Source organism: Reyranella soli (assembly GCF_007992495.1).
In the GTDB taxonomy this organism is placed as follows: domain Bacteria; phylum Pseudomonadota; class Alphaproteobacteria; order Reyranellales; family Reyranellaceae; genus Reyranella; species Reyranella soli.
Genome location: NZ_BKAJ01000219.1, coordinates 1 through 14,562, shown reverse-complemented (window position 1 = coordinate 14,562; position 14,562 = coordinate 1). Strand labels below are relative to the sequence as shown.

Sequence of the window (14,562 nt, the reverse complement as noted above, 5' to 3'; positions counted from 1 at the left end):
TGCCAGCAGTGCTGGCAATCTCATTGGCCCCGCGCCACCCCGTCATGATCACTGTGCAGAGCTACTAGAGCCCGAACATCGCGAACCGGAGCAGCACGGCGGTGATGCCGACGCTGACCAGGGCGATGCTGAGGCCGATCGGCGATCCCCAGCCATGCCAGGCCATGACCGCCTCGGCGGCATGGCGGTCGAAGGAATCGTGGGAAGAATGCGTTGTCAGACTCACGGCTTGCTCCTTGGAAGACGGTTGACGATATGCCATTATCTTGATGGCTATTTATCTTAGTAAATGAGAGATATGGCAACCAAGAAAGCGAGTCAAGAGGGCAAGCAGGCCCTGGTCGGCCGCCTGATGCCGGCGATGCGCCGCTCCTCCGCAGCGGGCGTGCTGCACGGCCAGGCGATTGCCAAGAAGGTCGGAGTCAATTCGAGCGACCTCGAATGCCTCGACCTCATCCTGCTGAACGGGCCGTCGACGGCGGGCGAGATCGCGCGCCGCACTGGGCTCACCAGCGGCGCCGTCACCGGCCTGATCGATCGCCTGGAACGGCTCGACCTGGTCGAGCGCATGGCCGACGCCAACGACCGGCGCAAGGTCCTGGTGCGGGTGCGCGAGGACAAGATCGGCCCGATCGGCGCGCTGTTCTCGCCGCTGGAGAAATCCATCGGGGCGATCCTGGCAGGCTACAGCCGCGAGGAGCTCGCGACCCTGCTCGATTTCTTCGAACGCTCCGGCGAGGTCCTGCTGGCGCGCGTTGCCGAGCTCAACGGCGGCAAGTAAGAGTCCGGCATGACCGGCATCCTCACCCGTCGCGGTGCACTTCTCGGCTCGCTGCTCGCAGCAACGCCGGCGCTCGCCCAGACGTGGCCTTCCCGTCCGATTCGCTACGTCGTGCCGTTTGCGGCGGGCGCGGGCGTGCTCGACATCATGGCGCGCATCGTGGCCCAGCGTCTCAGCGAGAAGATCGACCAGCAGGTGGTGGTCGACAACAAGCCGGGCGCCGGCGGCAATATCGGCGCCGAGATCGTCGCCAGGGCCGCACCCGACGGTTACACCATGCTGATGGCCAACACCGCGCTGATGGTGGCTCCCTACCTCTACGCCAAGATGACGTTCGACCCGCTCGTCGACCTCGTGCCGGTGACGATGGTGAACTCCGCGCCGCTGATGCTGGTGGTGCGTCCCTCGCTGCCGGTGAGGTCGGTGCCGGAATTCCTGTTCTACGCCAAGGCCAACCCCGGCAAGCTGAACTACGGCTCGGGCGGCGTCGGCACGACGCCGTTCCTGGCGGCTGAGCTCCTGAAGTCGATGACCGGCATCAATGCCGTGCACGTGCCCTACAAGGGCGGCGCGCCGGCGCTGGCCGACCTCGTGGCCGGCCAGATCGCCTTCATGATCGAGAACGTGCCCGGCACCCTGCCGATGGTGAAGGACGGCAAGCTGCGCGCGCTCGCCATCACCAGTCGCAAGCGATCGCCGCTGGTGCCCGAGCTGCCGACCATGGCGGAGGCGGGTGTGCCGGATTACGAAATGGTCGGCTGGAACGGCGTGTTCCTACCCAAGGGCACGCCCGGTGACATCGGCGCCAAGCTGCACGCCGCCCTCACCGCCGTGCTGCGATCGAAGCCGGTGGACGAGCAGATGGCGGCGCTGGGCGCCGAGGCGATCGGCAACCGCCAAGCGACGTTCGCCGCTTTCGTGAAGTCGGAATCGGTGCGCTGGGGCGTCCTCATCAAGGAAAAGGGCATCAAGCCGGAGTAGACGCCGCGGCACTGGTGCTGGCACGGAATTCGCTCAAAGCGGGCGGTGTCCGCCAAACCGCTGGTCCGCTTCACCGATGTCAGCAAGAGCTACGACGGCAAGACAGATGCCGTGCGCACGCTCAATCTCGACGTCCAGACTGGTGAGTTTCTGACGTTGCTCGGTCCGTCGGGCTCGGGCAAGACGACGACGCTCACCATGCTGGCCGGCTTCGAGCAGCCGACCAGCGGCCGCATCTTCGTCAGCGATGAGGACGTGACGACAGTGCCGGTCGATAAGCGTGGCATCGGCATGGTGTTCCAGAACTACGCGCTGTTCCCGAACATGACCGTGGGCGAGAACATCGGCTTCCCGCTCCGGGTGCGCGGCCTCGCGCGCGCGGCGATCGGCGAGAAGGTGGCTCGCGCGCTGGCGATGGTGCGGCTGGAGGGGCTAGCTGATCGCCGGCCGCAGCAGCTTTCCGGCGGCCAGCAACAGCGCGTCGCCGTGGCCCGCGCGCTGGTCTTCGAGCCGCGGCTGGTGCTGCTCGACGAGCCGCTGGGCGCGCTCGACCGCCAGCTCCGCGAGCAGATGCAGTACGAGCTGAAGCAGCTTCATCGTCGGCTCGACGTCACCATGGTCTATGTCACGCACGACCAGGTCGAGGCGATGACCATGTCGGACCGGGTGGCGGTGTTCAGCACCGGGCTGCTCCGCCAGGTCGCCGAGCCGCGCCGTCTCTACGAGGAGCCGGAGTCGCTGTTCGTCGCGCAGTTCCTGGGCGAGAGCAACGCGTTAGCCGCCACCATCGCGCAGCGCGACGGCGCACAGTGCAAGGCGGTCCTGCCGACCGGCGAGACCATCGTCGCCGCGGCCGTCGGCACCTGCGCCGCCGGCGGCGAGGCCGACCTCGTGCTGCGGCCCGAGAAGGTTGCGCTGGGCGCCGCGGCGCTGGGCTGCACCAATCGCTTTCCCGCACGCGTCGTCGAGGCGACCTTCCTCGGCGACCAGCTGCGCGTGCGGCTGATGACGCTGGGGCGCGAGGATTTCGTGATCAAGCTGCCCAACGCGGCCGGACAGGGCGCGATCGAGCCGGGCAGCGCCGTCGAGATCGGCTGGCGGGCGGAGGATTGCCGTGCTCTCGCTCGCTGAGCGTCGCCCCACCGGTCGCACTGCCTACTGGCTGATCATGCTGCCGGCGGTGGCGATGCTGCTGCTGATCTATCTTGTGCCGCTCGCCGACGTGCTGCTGACGAGTGTCACCGATCCGAAGCCCGGCTTCGGCAACTATGCGATGCTGTTCACCAGCAGCTCGGTGCAGAGAGCGCTGCTGACGACGCTGCGCATCGCTGCCATCACCACGGCTGTCGCTCTGCTGCTGGGCTACCTCGTCGCCTACGCCATGCGCGCGGCCAGCTCGCGGACTCAGCGCTTCATGCTGTTCTGCGTGCTGTTGCCGTTCTGGATCTCGGTGCTGGTGCGCTCCTTCGCCTGGCTGACGCTGCTGCGCGGCTCGGGCCCGGTCAACAACGCGCTGATGGCCATGGGTCTGATCGACGAGCCACTGGCCCTGGTGCGCAACGAGACCGGCGTGCTGATCGGCATGATCCACGTCATGCTGCCCTACGCCATCCTCACGCTCTACGCCAACATGCGCGGCATCGATATCGGCCTGGTCGCCGCCGCGCGCAGCCTCGGCGCCTCGCGGTTGCAGGCCTTCCGCATGGTGTTCCTGCCGTTGACGCGGCCCGGCCTGATCGGCGCCGGCACCCTGGTCTTCATCCTGTCGCTCGGGTTCTACGTCACGCCGGCGCTGCTCGGCGGCGGCAAGGTGCTGATGATCGCCGAATATGTCGCCGTGCAGATCAACGACACGCTGCGCTGGGGGCTCGGCACCATGCTCGCCACCACGTTGATGATCGCCGTGCTGGGCGCGCTGTGGGCGCTGTCGCGCGTCGTCGACGTGAAGAGACTGTTTGGAGCATGAGGTCTGGGGCATGAAGACGCTGCAGATTTCCGGCACGATGGCGGCGCTGGCGTGGGCAGTGTTGAGCCTGCTGGCGTTGCCCGCTTTCATCGTCATCCCGGTCTCCTTTACCGACACACGCTATCTCTCGCTGCCTGAAGAAGGGCTGTCGCTGCAGCATTGGCGCACCTTCCTCACCAGTCGCGAATGGCTGTCGAGCATCTGGCAAAGCCTCTGGATCGCCACCGTCTCGACCGCGATGGCCGTCGTCGCCGGCACACTCTGCGCTGTCGGCTGCTGGCGTCTGTCGTCACGCATATCGGAACATGTGCGCACCGCGATGATCCTGCCTCTGGCGGTGCCGACGATTGTCTATGCCTTGGGCATCTACCGCCTCTATGTGCAGCTCGACCTGGTGGGCACCGCGCTTGGGGTCGTGCTCGCCCACGCCGTGACGGGACTGCCTTATGTGGTGCTGACCGTGTCGGGCTCGCTCTCGAATCTCGATCCGCGCCTGGAGCAGGCCGCGCGCGGGCTCGGCGCTTCGGTCGGACAGACGCTGCGCTGGGTCATCGTTCCCAACATCATGCCCGGCGTCCTGTCAGGCGCGATCTTTGCTTTCATCCATTCCTGGGACGAGTTGATCGTTGTCATCTTCATCGGTGGGCGCGCCCTGTTCACGCTGCCGCGCCGGATGTGGGACGGCATCAACGACAATCTCGATCCCGTCATCGCCGTGGTGGCGACAGGCATGATCCTGTTCACGTTGCTGATCCTCACCGCGGAACTGTCGCTAGGGGCGAGACGGACGGAGAGCACGCCGGCCGCCTGACAAGGAGGAACGGTCAATGTCGGATTATCGCGATCGACTGGACGACATCGAGCAGTTCGTGGAGCGCACCGAGGGCAAGGTCTATCCGCGCCGCATCTTCCTCGGCATGTGTGCGGTGCTGGGCCTGGCGCCGATCGGCGCCAGGTTGAAGCCGGCAATGGCCGACCAGAGCGAGCTGGTGCTGGTCAACTGGGGCGGCGATGCGATCCGCGGCATGAAGAACGCCTGGGTCGATCCCTACCTGAAGAAGTATCCCGACCGGAAGGTCGCGATCGACGGCACCGGCCCATCGACCAGCCGCATCCGCCTGATGGTGCAGAGCGGCAAGGTCACCTGGGACGTGATGGACCGCAACCTCCATACGGCGCTCGAACTCGGCCCCGAGGGCATGCTGGAAAAGATGGATTACTCGATCATCGACAAGAGCAAGGTGCGTCCCGAGCACGCCGTCGAATGGGGCATCGGCAATTACATCTATGCGATGGTGCTGACCTACAACACCAAGAAGTGGGGCGGCGAGGTGCCGACCAGCTGGAAGGATGTCTGGGACTTCAAGAAGTTCCCCGGCAAGCGCGCCTTCCGGCGCGAGCCCGATGGCGTGCTGGAGGCCGCGCTGATGGCCGACGGCGTGCCGTTCGACAAGATCTATCCGATCGACATGAAGCGCGCGCTCGACATGCACAAGAAGATGAAGGAGCACGCGATCTACTACAACGTGATCGCCGACGGCCAGAACGCATTCCGCAACGGCGAGGCCCATCTCGGCCAGCTCCTCAACACCCGCGCCTGGCCGCTCAAGCAGGACACCAAGGGCCTGTGCGACTGGACCTGGAACCAGGGCATCTCATGGGGCGCCTGCTGGATGGTGCCGAAGGGCGCGGCCGGCGGAAAAGCGATCTGGGAGTTCATCAACTCGACGCTGGAACCCGAGGGCCAAGCTCAGTTGCTCAAGACCAACGGCTACGGGCCGGTCAATCCCGAGGCCTCCAAGCTCCTCGACGCCGAGTGGAATGCGATCAATCCCGGCGATCCCGCAAATTATGCCAAGATGCTGCCGGGCGGCATCGCGTGGTACGCCAAGAATGCGACGACTGCGCGCCAGGAACTGATCGACGCCCTGTCGAGCTGAGGAACCAGGATCATGCAGACCGACGTCCAGACTCCCGCCGCGGCGATGCCGGCGCCCAAGCTCGGCCGCTGGGCCAATGCCAACGAGCTGCCGGTGATCGACTTCACGCCGCTCTCGGGCAGCAACGAGGAGGCGATCGAGCGCGTCGCCAGAGAAGTTCACGACGCCTGCCGTGACATCGGCTTCCTCTCCATCGTCAACCATCCGGTGCCGCCGGCGAAGATCCGCGAGATCTTCCGGCAATCGCAGCGCTTCTTCGCCCTGCCGCTTGAGGCGAAGATGAAGGCCTACATGGGCAACTCCAACCTCTTCCGCGGCTACCTGCCGATGGACGAGCCGGGCCAGAAGAAGGCCTATCGCGGCAAGGCGATCGACGGCTTCCAACCACATCTCGACCCGACGCGCATGAGGGCGCGCAAGCCGCACAAAAACGAGGCCTACCAGATCTCGCTCGAGCTGCCCGACGACGACCCCGACGTGAAGGCAGGCAAGCCCCTGCACGGCTCCAACCTCTGGCCGGAGGGCCTGCCGGGCTTCCGCGAGGCAATGCTCGACTATCACAGCACCATGACCGAGTTCGCCGCCCTGCTCGCCTCGGTGTTTGCCCGCGGGCTCAGCCTGCCGTCCGACTATTTCGCGCAGTTCTACAAGAAGCCGCTGATCCAGGTGCGCCTGCTGCATTACCTGCCGCAGGACACGCAGGCGGCGCTGGAAGGCGGCGACAGCCGCGCCCACCAGGACGCCGGCGGCTTCACCATGCTGCAGCAGGACGATGTCGGCGGACTGGAAATCAAGAGCAAGTCGGGCGAATGGCTGATCGTGCCGCCCGTCGAGAACAGCTTCGTTGTGAACATCGGCGACAGCATGCGGATGTGGACCAACAACCGATTCGCCTCGACCCTGCACCGTGTGGTCAACCACTATGGGCGAGAGCGCTATTCGGTGGGCGTATTCGCCAACCCCGACTACGACACGCTGATCCGGCCGCTGCCGACCTGCGTCGATGCCGAGCATCCGCCGACCTTCGACAAGATGCTGTCGGGCGAGGCCCTGCTGTTCCTCTACAGCCGCGTCTGGCCGTCCAAGGGCGATCCGGACAAAGTGTCGGAGTATTAGTCATACGCGGACCGCGGGCGTCCCGGCCGCCCATGAATCATGGGCGGGCGGGACGCCCGCGGTCCTTTTTGTGAGTATGACTACTCGGCCGCGACGGCCATCCTGAGCTTGGCCGTCTCGGGCTCGTCGACCGCGAAATCCGCCGTCACGGCCACACCATAGAGCTCGCGCGCCTTTTCGACGGAAACCAGACCGCGCGCCACGTCGTCGGCGACCTTCGCCGCCGGGCGCTTCCTGGGATCGCCGTAGCCGCCGCCGCCCGGCATGCTGACGCGCAGCCGCTCGCCGACCGGGATGGAGGAGTGCGCCTTGGGCGGCAGGGTCTTGCCCGAGGCCAGCTCGACGCGGCCAGTCATGCCGGCCAGGCCGCCGGCGCGGCCGCGCGGCGGATAGACGACGCGGTCGAAGCTGGTCGAGATGCCGAACGGCATGTCCTCGGCGCTCTCGACCTCCATGATCTGGCCCAGCCCGCCGCGATACTCGCCGGCGCCGCCGGAATCGGTGCGGTATTCCTTCGACCACACCAGCACTGGCGCGATGGTCTCGGTGATCTCGATCGGAACGTTGCGCACACCGCTGGGGAAGGCCGTGGCCGACAACCCGTCGAGCTTGGGCCGGGCGCCGGTGCCGCCGGAATGGAACGAGGTGACGTTGAAGGGCGTGGCCTTCTGCAACACCGCCGGATCGCCGTCGACACGGCCCATGCCGCCCATCAGCCGCACGTTCCACAGGCACGACGTGCCCTCGGCCGGCACGCCGTCAGGCAGCGCCTGCTGCAGGCAGCCGAACACGACGTCAGGCAGCATCTGGCCGATAATGCTGCGCGCCGCCACCGGCGCAGGATGCTTGGCGTTCAGGATGCAGCCCTCGGGCGCCGTCACGCGGATGGTGGCGAGCGAGGCCGCGTTGTTGGGTACGTGCGGTGCCACGATGCATTTGACGCCGAAGCTGGTGTAGGCCTCGGTGTAGCAAAGCGGCACGTTGATGCCCAACTGCACCATGCCGGGCGAGCCCGCGAAATCGACGTCGATGCCATCTGGCCCGATGGTGAGCTTGGCCTTGATCTCCATCGACTTGCCGTTGATGCCGTCGACCATCATCGTGTTGTGGTAGGTGCCGTGCGGCAGGCGGTTGATGGCGGCGAGGCTCGCCTCGCGCGAATGATCGAGGATGTGCTTGGCGAGATCGTCGAGATGCTCCAGCCCGAACTCGTCCATCATGGCGACCAGGCGCTTGCCGCCGACCTCGTTGCTGGAAATCTCCGAGTAGATGTCGCCGATCACCTGCACCGGCTCGCGTACGTTGGCAGCGATGATGTCGATCAGCCACTGGTTCATCTCGCCGCGATCGACGATCTTGGTGATGGGCAGGTACAGCCCCTCCTCGTAGACCTGCTGCGCCGCACCCATGATGCCGCGGCCGCCAATGTCGACCACGTGCAAGGTGCAGGCGAACAGGCCGACCGCCGTGCCGCGCCGGAAGGTCGGCGTTACGATGACGATGTCGTTGAGATGGCCGGTGCCCTGCCAGGGATCGTTGACGATGAAGGCGTCGCCATCGTTCATCTTGGCCAGCGGCACCTTGTCGAGCACGTAGCCCACGCTCATCGCCATCGAGTTGACGTGGCCCGGCGTGCCGGTGACGGCCTGGGCCAGCATGCGGCCCTGCGTGTCATAGACGCCGGCCGACAGGTCGCCCGCCTCGCGCGTGGCCGTGCCGAAGGCGGTGCGCACCAGCGTCTGCGCCTGCTCCTCGACGACGGAGATCAGGCGGTTCCACATCACCTGGTATTCGATGCGGCTCAGCGGATGGTTGGCTCTCATTGTGCGGCCTCCTGGAGGACGGCGGACTTGGCGGTGAGACGGATGGCCCCCGACGGATCGAGGGTGGCGACGAAGCCCGAGGTGATGATGGTCGTGGTCTCGTCCTCGGCGATGACGGCGGGTCCCTGCAGGACCTGCCCGGCTTTCAGCGTCTTGCGCTGGTAGACCGGCACCGACGTGTAGTCGCGCAGCATCGGATCGAAGAGGTTGCGCGTCTCGTCGGACCGCGGAGCGCCAGCTCCGCTCATGAGTGGGCCTGGAGGCCCGAGGTCCGCTTGATCCGAGCGCCCCGGCGCCGGCGTTTCCGCCTTCAGGATCCAGCCGGTGACCTCGACATCGACGCCGGGCACGACGCGGCTGAACAGCGTGCGATAACCCGCCTCGAAGCGTTTGCGCAGCTCGGCGACCGAGGTCGCCGTGAACGGCCCGTCGGGCAGCTCGACCAGGATCTCGTGCCCCTGCCCCGCGTAGCGCATGTCGGCGCTGCGGCTGATCGTGATCTTGGCGCCAGGCGCGGCGCCGAGCTTCACGACGTCGGTCGCCTCCTTCTCCATCTCGGCGAACATGGCATTGACCGAGGCGGCATCGAAGCTGGCCAGCCGCACGAAGCGGCTGCGCACCACCTCGAAGGCGATCGGCGCGCGCAGGAAGCCGACGGCCGAGCCGACACCGGCACTGGCCGGGATCAGCACGTCGGCGATGCCGAGCTTCTCGGCGAGCCGCGCGGCATGCAATGGCGCGCCGCCGCCGAAGGCGATCAGGGTACGTCCCTCAAGCTCGGCGCCGCGCTCGACGGCGTGCACGCGCGCGGCGTTGGCCATGTTCTCCTCGACGACCTCGGAGATGCCGAAGGCCGCGAGCGTGGTGTCGAGCTCGAGCGGCGCGCCGACATGGGCATCGACGGCGCCGCGGCTCAGCCCGGCATCGAGCGTGATCGAGCCGCCGGCGAAGCGGTCGGGATCGATGCGGCCCAGCACGACGTTGGCGTCGGTGACCGCGGGCCGCACGCCGCCCAGGCGATAGCAGGCCGGGCCGGGATCGGAGCCGGCGCTCTCGGGGCCGACCGTGATGCGCTTCATCTCGTCGACACCGGCCAGCGAGCCGCCGCCCGCGCCGATCTCGACCATCTCGATCACCGGGATACGCACCGGCAGGCCGCTGCCCTTCATGAAGCGATAGCGGCGGTCGACCTCGAAGCTGCGCGAGGCCATGGGCTTGCCGTCGTCGATGATGCAGATCTTCGCCGTGGTGCCGCCCATGTCGAAGGAGAGGATGCGGTCGATGCCGAAACGCTCGGCGATCCAGGTCGACAGGATGACGCCGCCCGCCGGTCCGGATTCGACCAGGCGAATGGGAAAGCGCGCCGCCGTCTCCAGCGTCGTCAACCCGCCGCCGGAGGTCATCAGCAGCACCGGGCAGCCGAAGCCCGCCGCGGCGATGCGCTTGCGCAGGTTCTCCAGGTAACGCGCCATCAGGGGCTGCACATAGGCGTTGGCGCAGGTCGTCGAGAAGCGCTCGTACTCGCGCACCTCCGGGCAGACCTCGCTGGACAGCGAGACGCGCACGCCGGGCAGCGCCGCCGCCAGGATCTCGCCGGCGCGTCGTTCGTGCGCGGGATTGGCGTAGCTGTGCAGGAAGCCGACAGCGATCGCCTCCACGCCCTGGGCTTTCAGCGTCTGGGCGAGCTCGCCCACGGCGTTCTCGTCGAGCGCCAGCCGCACCGCGCCCTTGGCATCGACGCGCTCCGGCACAGTGAAGCGCAGCGTGCGCGGCACCAGGGGCTCGGGCTTCTCGATGAAGATGTCGTACTGCTCGAAGCGGTTCTCCTGCGCCATCTCGATGGAATCGCGGAAGCCCTTGGTGGTGACCAGCGCGGTCCTGGCGCCCTTGCGCTCAATGATGGCGTTGGTGGCGAGCGTCGTGCCGTGCACGATCAGACCGACGGCGGACGGCGCCATCTTCGCAAGCTTCAATGCGCGCAGCATGCCGTCGAGCACGCCGTCCTCGGGGGCGGCCTTGGTAGTGAGCACCTTGGTGGAGTAGCGCGCGTCAGGCGTCTCCAGCACCACGTCGGTGAAGGTCCCGCCGATGTCCACCGCGAGGCGGATGGCTTCAGGCGAAGTGGCAGGCGGCATGATGTCCTTCTCCAACGGAACGCAACAGGGGCTCCTCGCTGCGGCAGCGATCAGTCGCGGCCGGGCAGCGCGAGTAGAAACGACAACCCGACGACAGGTCGGTCGTGAGCTCGCCCTTGATGGGCGGCGCGCCGCGCTTGTGGGTCGGATCGGTCGAGGGCACGGCCGCGAACAGGGCCTTGGTGTAGGGATGGCGCGGATCGCGCCACAGCGTGGCGTGCGAGGCGCTCTCGACGATGCGGCCGAGATACATCACCAGCACGCGGTCGGCGAAATAGCGCACGACCGACAGATCGTGGGAGATGAACAGGTACGACAGGCCGAGATCGCGCTTGAGGTCGACCAGCAGGTTGAGGATCTGCGCCTGGATCGACACGTCGAGCGCCGACACCGGCTCGTCACACACGATCAGCGCCGGCCGCAAAACGAGCGCGCGGGCGATGCCGATGCGCTGGCGCTGGCCGCCGGAGAATTCGTGCGGATAGCGATCGAGGGCATCGGCCGGCAGGCCGACACGCTCGACGATCTCCGCCATGCGCCGCTCGCGCTCGGCCCGGTTGCCCTGGCGATGCACCTTGAGTGCCGTGTCGAGCACCGTGCGGATGGTCTGGCGCGGATTGAGCGAGCCGAACGGATCCTGGAAGATCATCTGCATGCGCCGGCGGTGTTCGGCCATGGCCGAATCGCCGAGCCGGGTGATGTCGGCGCCGTCGAGCACGATCGCACCCTCGGCCGAGGGCACCAGGCGCAACACGGTCTTGCCGAGCGTGCTCTTGCCGCAGCCCGATTCGCCCACCAGGCCGACCGTCTCGCCGCGCCCGACCTCGAAGGAGACGCCATCGACCGCGCGCAGCACCTGCTTGCCGACGGCGTAGCGCGTATGGAGGTCGCGCACGGAAAGCAGCGGCTCAGCCATCACGGGCAGCCTCCAGGGTCACCGGACAGGCCACGTGGCGCTCGGCCTCGAAGGCCAGCAAGGTTGGCGGCACCGCGCGGCACGCCGTCTCGACCATCGGGCAGCGCGGCGCGAACGGGCAGCCGGCCTCTCCGGCGGCCGAGCCGACGCTGCCCGGGATCTCGCTCAGCCGGCTCGCCGAATAATGCTCGTCGGCGTCGACATCGACGCGCGCACCTAAAAGCCCGCGCGAATAGGGATGCATCGGCCGGGCGAAGAACGGCCGGATGGCGGCCTGCTCGACGATGCGGCCGGCATACATGACATTGATGCGGTCAGCCCACTGCGCCACGACGCCGAGATCGTGGGTGATCAGCAGCACGGCCATCGACAGGCGTCGCCTCAGGTCGTCGAGCAGGTCGAGGACCTGCGCCTGGGTCGTGACGTCGAGCGCCGTGGTCGGTTCGTCGGCGATCAGCAGCTTGGGGCCGCAGGCCACGGCCATGGCGATCATGACGCGCTGGCGCATGCCGCCGCTCAGATTGTGCGGGTAATCGTCGATACGGCGATGGGCGTCGGGGATGCTCACCAGGTCGAGCAGCTCGATGCAGCGGGCCCGCGCGGCGCGGCGCGAGACCTTCTCGTGGCGGCGGATCACCTCGCCGATCTGCGCGCCGATCGACAGCACCGGATTGAGCGAGGTCATCGGCTCCTGCTGGATCAGCGAGACCTTCTTGCCACGCACCTCGCGCATCTCGGCGGGCGACGCCGCCATGAGGTCGGCGCCGTCGAGCAGGATGCGGCCGGAGACCACCCGGGCGTTGGAAGGCAGCAGCCGCATCACCGAGAAGGCCGTCACCGACTTGCCGCAGCCCGATTCGCCCACCAGGGCCAGCGTCTCGCCGGGCTCGATGGCGAAGCTCACCTCGCGCACCGCGACGTGGCCCGGGAAGGCGACGGACAGGTTTTCGACCGCGAGCAGGCTCATGGCTCGGATCTCGGGTTCAGGATCTCGTTCAGCCCGTCGCCCACCAGATTGAGCGACAGCACGGCGGCGGCGATCGCCACGCCCGGCAGCGCGGTCAGGAACCAGGCGGTGCGCAGCAGGTCGCGGCCGGCGCCGATCATGCCGCCCCAGCTCACCAGGTTGGGATCGCGCATGTTGAGGAAGGAGAGACCCGCCTCGGTGAGGATCGCGTTGGCGATCATGACCGAGGCCGCGACGATCACCGGCGGCAGGGCGTTGGGCAGGATCTCCTGGGCGATGATGCGCAGGCTGGAGTAGCCCAGGCTGCGCGCGGCCATCACGAAATCGGCTTCGCGCAGGGAGCGGAACTGGGCGCGCACCAGCCGGGCCACGGTTGGCCACGAGGCGATGCCGATGGCAAGCGCGATGGTCTGCATCGTGGGCTCGCCGATCGCCACGATCACGACGACCAGCAGGAAGGTGGGCGTGGTCTGGAACAGCTCGACGATGCGCATCAAGAGCGTGTCGACCCAGCCGCCGAAGAAGCCGGCCGCGGCGCCCACCACCATGCCGATGGCAAGGCCGATGGCGGCGGCTGACAGGCCGACCAGCAGCGAGGCGCGCGCGCCATGGACCAGGCCCGCCAGCACGTCGCGGCCGAGCGAATCTGTGCCGAGCGGGAATTCGGGGTTCTCGCCCGGCCACAGGACGGGCGGCCCGACCATGTCGAGCGGATCACCGGGGAACAGCACGTCGGCGAACAGCGCAAGCAGCACGAAGAAGGACAGGATGATCACGCCGGCCACGAAGGTCGGGTTGCGCATGAAGGCGCGCAACCGCCGGCCCTTGCGCGGGATGGCGGCGCGATTGCCGACATCCGCCAGTTTTTCGGCGAGCTTTTCGGCCTGCACGCTCATCAGGCGGACCCGATGCGTGGATCGAGCCAGGCGTGCAGCAGGTCGATCACCATGTTGGCGACGATGACCAGCAGCGACGACAGCAGCAGCACGCCCAGCAGGACGGAGAAATCGCGCGCCAGCACCGCCTCCAGTGCCAGCCGGCCCATGCCCGGCCAGCCGAACAGCGTCTCGACCACGACGGCGCCGCCCAGCAGGTTGCCGAGATGCATGCCGGCCACGGTGGTGACCGGGATCAGGGCATTGCGCAGGGCGTGGCGGAGCTGGATGAAGAACGGGTGCAGCCCCTTGGCGTGGGCGGTGCGCATGAAGTCCTGGCGCTGCACCTCGAGCATCGAGGCGCGCACCAGCCGGGCATAGACGGCGACAAAGAACGAGGCGAGCGCCAGGGCGGGCAGGATCAGGTGCCTTGCCCGGTCGACCACGAACGCCCAGCCCGTAAGATCGGCACCAACCGTCATGCTGCCGTCGCTGGGCAGCCAGCCGAGCTTCACCGAGAACAGCACGATCGCCATCAGGCCGACCCAGAAGCCCGGCATGGAATAGAACAGCAGGACGACGACGGAGAGCGCACGGTCGGGCCAGCGTCCGGCCCACGCCGCCATCACCGAGCCGACGACGATGCCCAGCACCAGGGCGAGCGACAACGCCGTCACCATCAGCAACAGGGTGCCAGGCAGGCGCGTCATGATCATGTCGAGGACCGGCATGTTGTAGCGCGGCGAGAAGCCGAGATCGAACTGCGCCAGGTGACCGAGGAAGTTGGCGAGCTGGGTCAGCACCGGCTGGTCGAGTCCGAACCGCTCGCGCAGCGCCGCCATGGTCTCGGCCGTGGCCACTCCGGATTCCGAGGCGATGACGTCGGCCGCGTCGCCGGGCATCAGCTGCAGCAGCAGGAAATCGAGCACGATGATGCCCAGCACCGTCGGCCCGGCATGGATGGCGGTCCGGCGGAGGGTCGTGAGGATGCGGCGGCCCATTCTCATGTCAGGACGGCCTTTCCCAAATTCCGTCATCCCGACCGAAGCCGAGCGTAGCGAG

14 protein-coding genes are annotated in these 14,562 nt (G+C 67.5%); 7 read left to right on the top strand and 7 right to left on the bottom strand.

All coding sequences use genetic code 11. From position 1 onward, the window contains the following. Positions 1-64: 64 nt before the first annotated feature. A complete protein-coding gene (locus tag RSO01_RS42640) occupies positions 65-226 on the bottom strand; it encodes a hypothetical protein (protein ID WP_246159197.1) in 162 nt (53 codons plus the stop codon). A gap of 72 nt (positions 227-298) precedes the next feature. Between RSO01_RS42640 and RSO01_RS42635 the strand changes: the two genes are divergently transcribed. Genes RSO01_RS42635 through RSO01_RS42605 form a run of 7 tightly spaced genes read left to right on the top strand, consistent with a single transcriptional unit; the run spans position 299 to position 6,784 of the window. Next, positions 299-781 carry a MarR family winged helix-turn-helix transcriptional regulator gene (locus RSO01_RS42635; RefSeq protein WP_147156693.1) on the top strand — a complete coding sequence of 161 codons (483 nt, stop codon included), beginning with the start codon at positions 299-301 and terminating at the stop codon, positions 779-781. Positions 782-790: 9 nt separating this feature from the next. Beyond that, on the top strand, positions 791-1,762 hold the full coding sequence (locus RSO01_RS42630; RefSeq protein WP_147156692.1) for a Bug family tripartite tricarboxylate transporter substrate binding protein: 972 nt from the start codon (positions 791-793) through the stop codon (positions 1,760-1,762). 45 nt (positions 1,763-1,807) lie between these two features. Beyond that, positions 1,808-2,893: an ABC transporter ATP-binding protein gene (locus tag RSO01_RS42625; RefSeq protein ID WP_147156691.1), complete on the top strand. Its 1,086-nt coding sequence runs from the start codon at positions 1,808-1,810 to the stop codon at positions 2,891-2,893. Then, complete coding sequence (locus RSO01_RS42620; protein WP_218037636.1) at positions 2,877-3,728, top strand: ABC transporter permease; 852 nt, start codon at positions 2,877-2,879, stop codon at positions 3,726-3,728. Before RSO01_RS42625 ends, RSO01_RS42620 begins: the two co-directional genes overlap by 17 nt. 10 nt (positions 3,729-3,738) lie before the next feature. Continuing rightward, on the top strand, positions 3,739-4,539 hold the full coding sequence (locus RSO01_RS42615; protein WP_147156690.1) for an ABC transporter permease: 801 nt from the start codon (positions 3,739-3,741) through the stop codon (positions 4,537-4,539). A 16-nt stretch (positions 4,540-4,555) separates the two neighbouring features. Continuing rightward, the gene (locus tag RSO01_RS42610) at positions 4,556-5,668 is read left to right on the top strand and encodes an extracellular solute-binding protein (RefSeq protein ID WP_147156689.1); all 1,113 of its coding nucleotides are present in this window, start codon (positions 4,556-4,558) and stop codon (positions 5,666-5,668) included. A gap of 12 nt (positions 5,669-5,680) precedes the next feature. Beyond that, complete coding sequence (locus tag RSO01_RS42605; RefSeq protein WP_147156688.1) at positions 5,681-6,784, top strand: isopenicillin N synthase family dioxygenase; 1,104 nt, start codon at positions 5,681-5,683, stop codon at positions 6,782-6,784. A gap of 80 nt (positions 6,785-6,864) precedes the next feature. On the opposite strand, the gene RSO01_RS42600 is transcribed toward RSO01_RS42605, so the two are convergent. Genes RSO01_RS42600 through RSO01_RS42575 form a run of 6 tightly spaced genes read right to left on the bottom strand, consistent with a single transcriptional unit; the run spans position 6,865 to position 14,507 of the window. After that, positions 6,865-8,607 (bottom strand): hydantoinase B/oxoprolinase family protein, encoded by a 1,743-nt coding sequence (locus tag RSO01_RS42600; protein ID WP_147156687.1) that lies wholly within the window; start codon positions 8,605-8,607, stop codon positions 6,865-6,867. Continuing rightward, positions 8,604-10,742 carry a hydantoinase/oxoprolinase family protein gene (locus tag RSO01_RS42595; protein WP_147156686.1) on the bottom strand — a complete coding sequence of 713 codons (2,139 nt, stop codon included), beginning with the start codon at positions 10,740-10,742 and terminating at the stop codon, positions 8,604-8,606. The genes RSO01_RS42600 and RSO01_RS42595 overlap by 4 nt, the downstream gene beginning before the upstream one ends. Next, positions 10,720-11,658: an ABC transporter ATP-binding protein gene (locus RSO01_RS42590; RefSeq protein WP_147156685.1), complete on the bottom strand. Its 939-nt coding sequence runs from the start codon at positions 11,656-11,658 to the stop codon at positions 10,720-10,722. The genes RSO01_RS42595 and RSO01_RS42590 overlap by 23 nt, the downstream gene beginning before the upstream one ends. Further along, positions 11,651-12,625, bottom strand: coding sequence for an ABC transporter ATP-binding protein (locus RSO01_RS42585; RefSeq protein WP_147156684.1), 975 nt, complete (start codon positions 12,623-12,625; stop codon positions 11,651-11,653). Before RSO01_RS42585 ends, RSO01_RS42590 begins: the two co-directional genes overlap by 8 nt. Further along, on the bottom strand, positions 12,622-13,521 hold the full coding sequence (locus tag RSO01_RS42580; RefSeq protein ID WP_147156683.1) for an ABC transporter permease: 900 nt from the start codon (positions 13,519-13,521) through the stop codon (positions 12,622-12,624). The genes RSO01_RS42585 and RSO01_RS42580 overlap by 4 nt, the downstream gene beginning before the upstream one ends. Then, positions 13,521-14,507: an ABC transporter permease gene (locus RSO01_RS42575; protein WP_147156682.1), complete on the bottom strand. Its 987-nt coding sequence runs from the start codon at positions 14,505-14,507 to the stop codon at positions 13,521-13,523. Before RSO01_RS42575 ends, RSO01_RS42580 begins: the two co-directional genes overlap by 1 nt. Between the last annotated feature and the right edge of the window lie 55 nt (positions 14,508-14,562).

Excerpts from the sequence above, each read along its gene's own strand:
- RSO01_RS42635 (WP_147156693.1), top strand. The coding sequence starts at position 299 with ATGGCAACCAAGAAAGCGAGTCAAGAGGGCAAGCAGGCCCTGGTCGGC.
- RSO01_RS42630 (WP_147156692.1), top strand. The coding sequence starts at position 791 with ATGACCGGCATCCTCACCCGTCGCGGTGCACTTCTCGGCTCGCTGCTC.
- RSO01_RS42615 (WP_147156690.1), top strand. The coding sequence starts at position 3,739 with ATGAAGACGCTGCAGATTTCCGGCACGATGGCGGCGCTGGCGTGGGCA.
- RSO01_RS42610 (WP_147156689.1), top strand. The coding sequence starts at position 4,556 with ATGTCGGATTATCGCGATCGACTGGACGACATCGAGCAGTTCGTGGAG.
- RSO01_RS42605 (WP_147156688.1), top strand. The coding sequence starts at position 5,681 with ATGCAGACCGACGTCCAGACTCCCGCCGCGGCGATGCCGGCGCCCAAG.
- RSO01_RS42600 (WP_147156687.1), bottom strand. The coding sequence starts at position 8,607 with ATGAGAGCCAACCATCCGCTGAGCCGCATCGAATACCAGGTGATGTGG.
- RSO01_RS42595 (WP_147156686.1), bottom strand. The coding sequence starts at position 10,742 with ATGCCGCCTGCCACTTCGCCTGAAGCCATCCGCCTCGCGGTGGACATC.
- RSO01_RS42590 (WP_147156685.1), bottom strand. The coding sequence starts at position 11,658 with ATGGCTGAGCCGCTGCTTTCCGTGCGCGACCTCCATACGCGCTACGCC.
- RSO01_RS42585 (WP_147156684.1), bottom strand. The coding sequence starts at position 12,625 with ATGAGCCTGCTCGCGGTCGAAAACCTGTCCGTCGCCTTCCCGGGCCAC.
- RSO01_RS42580 (WP_147156683.1), bottom strand. The coding sequence starts at position 13,521 with ATGAGCGTGCAGGCCGAAAAGCTCGCCGAAAAACTGGCGGATGTCGGC.
- RSO01_RS42575 (WP_147156682.1), bottom strand. The coding sequence starts at position 14,507 with ATGAGAATGGGCCGCCGCATCCTCACGACCCTCCGCCGGACCGCCATC.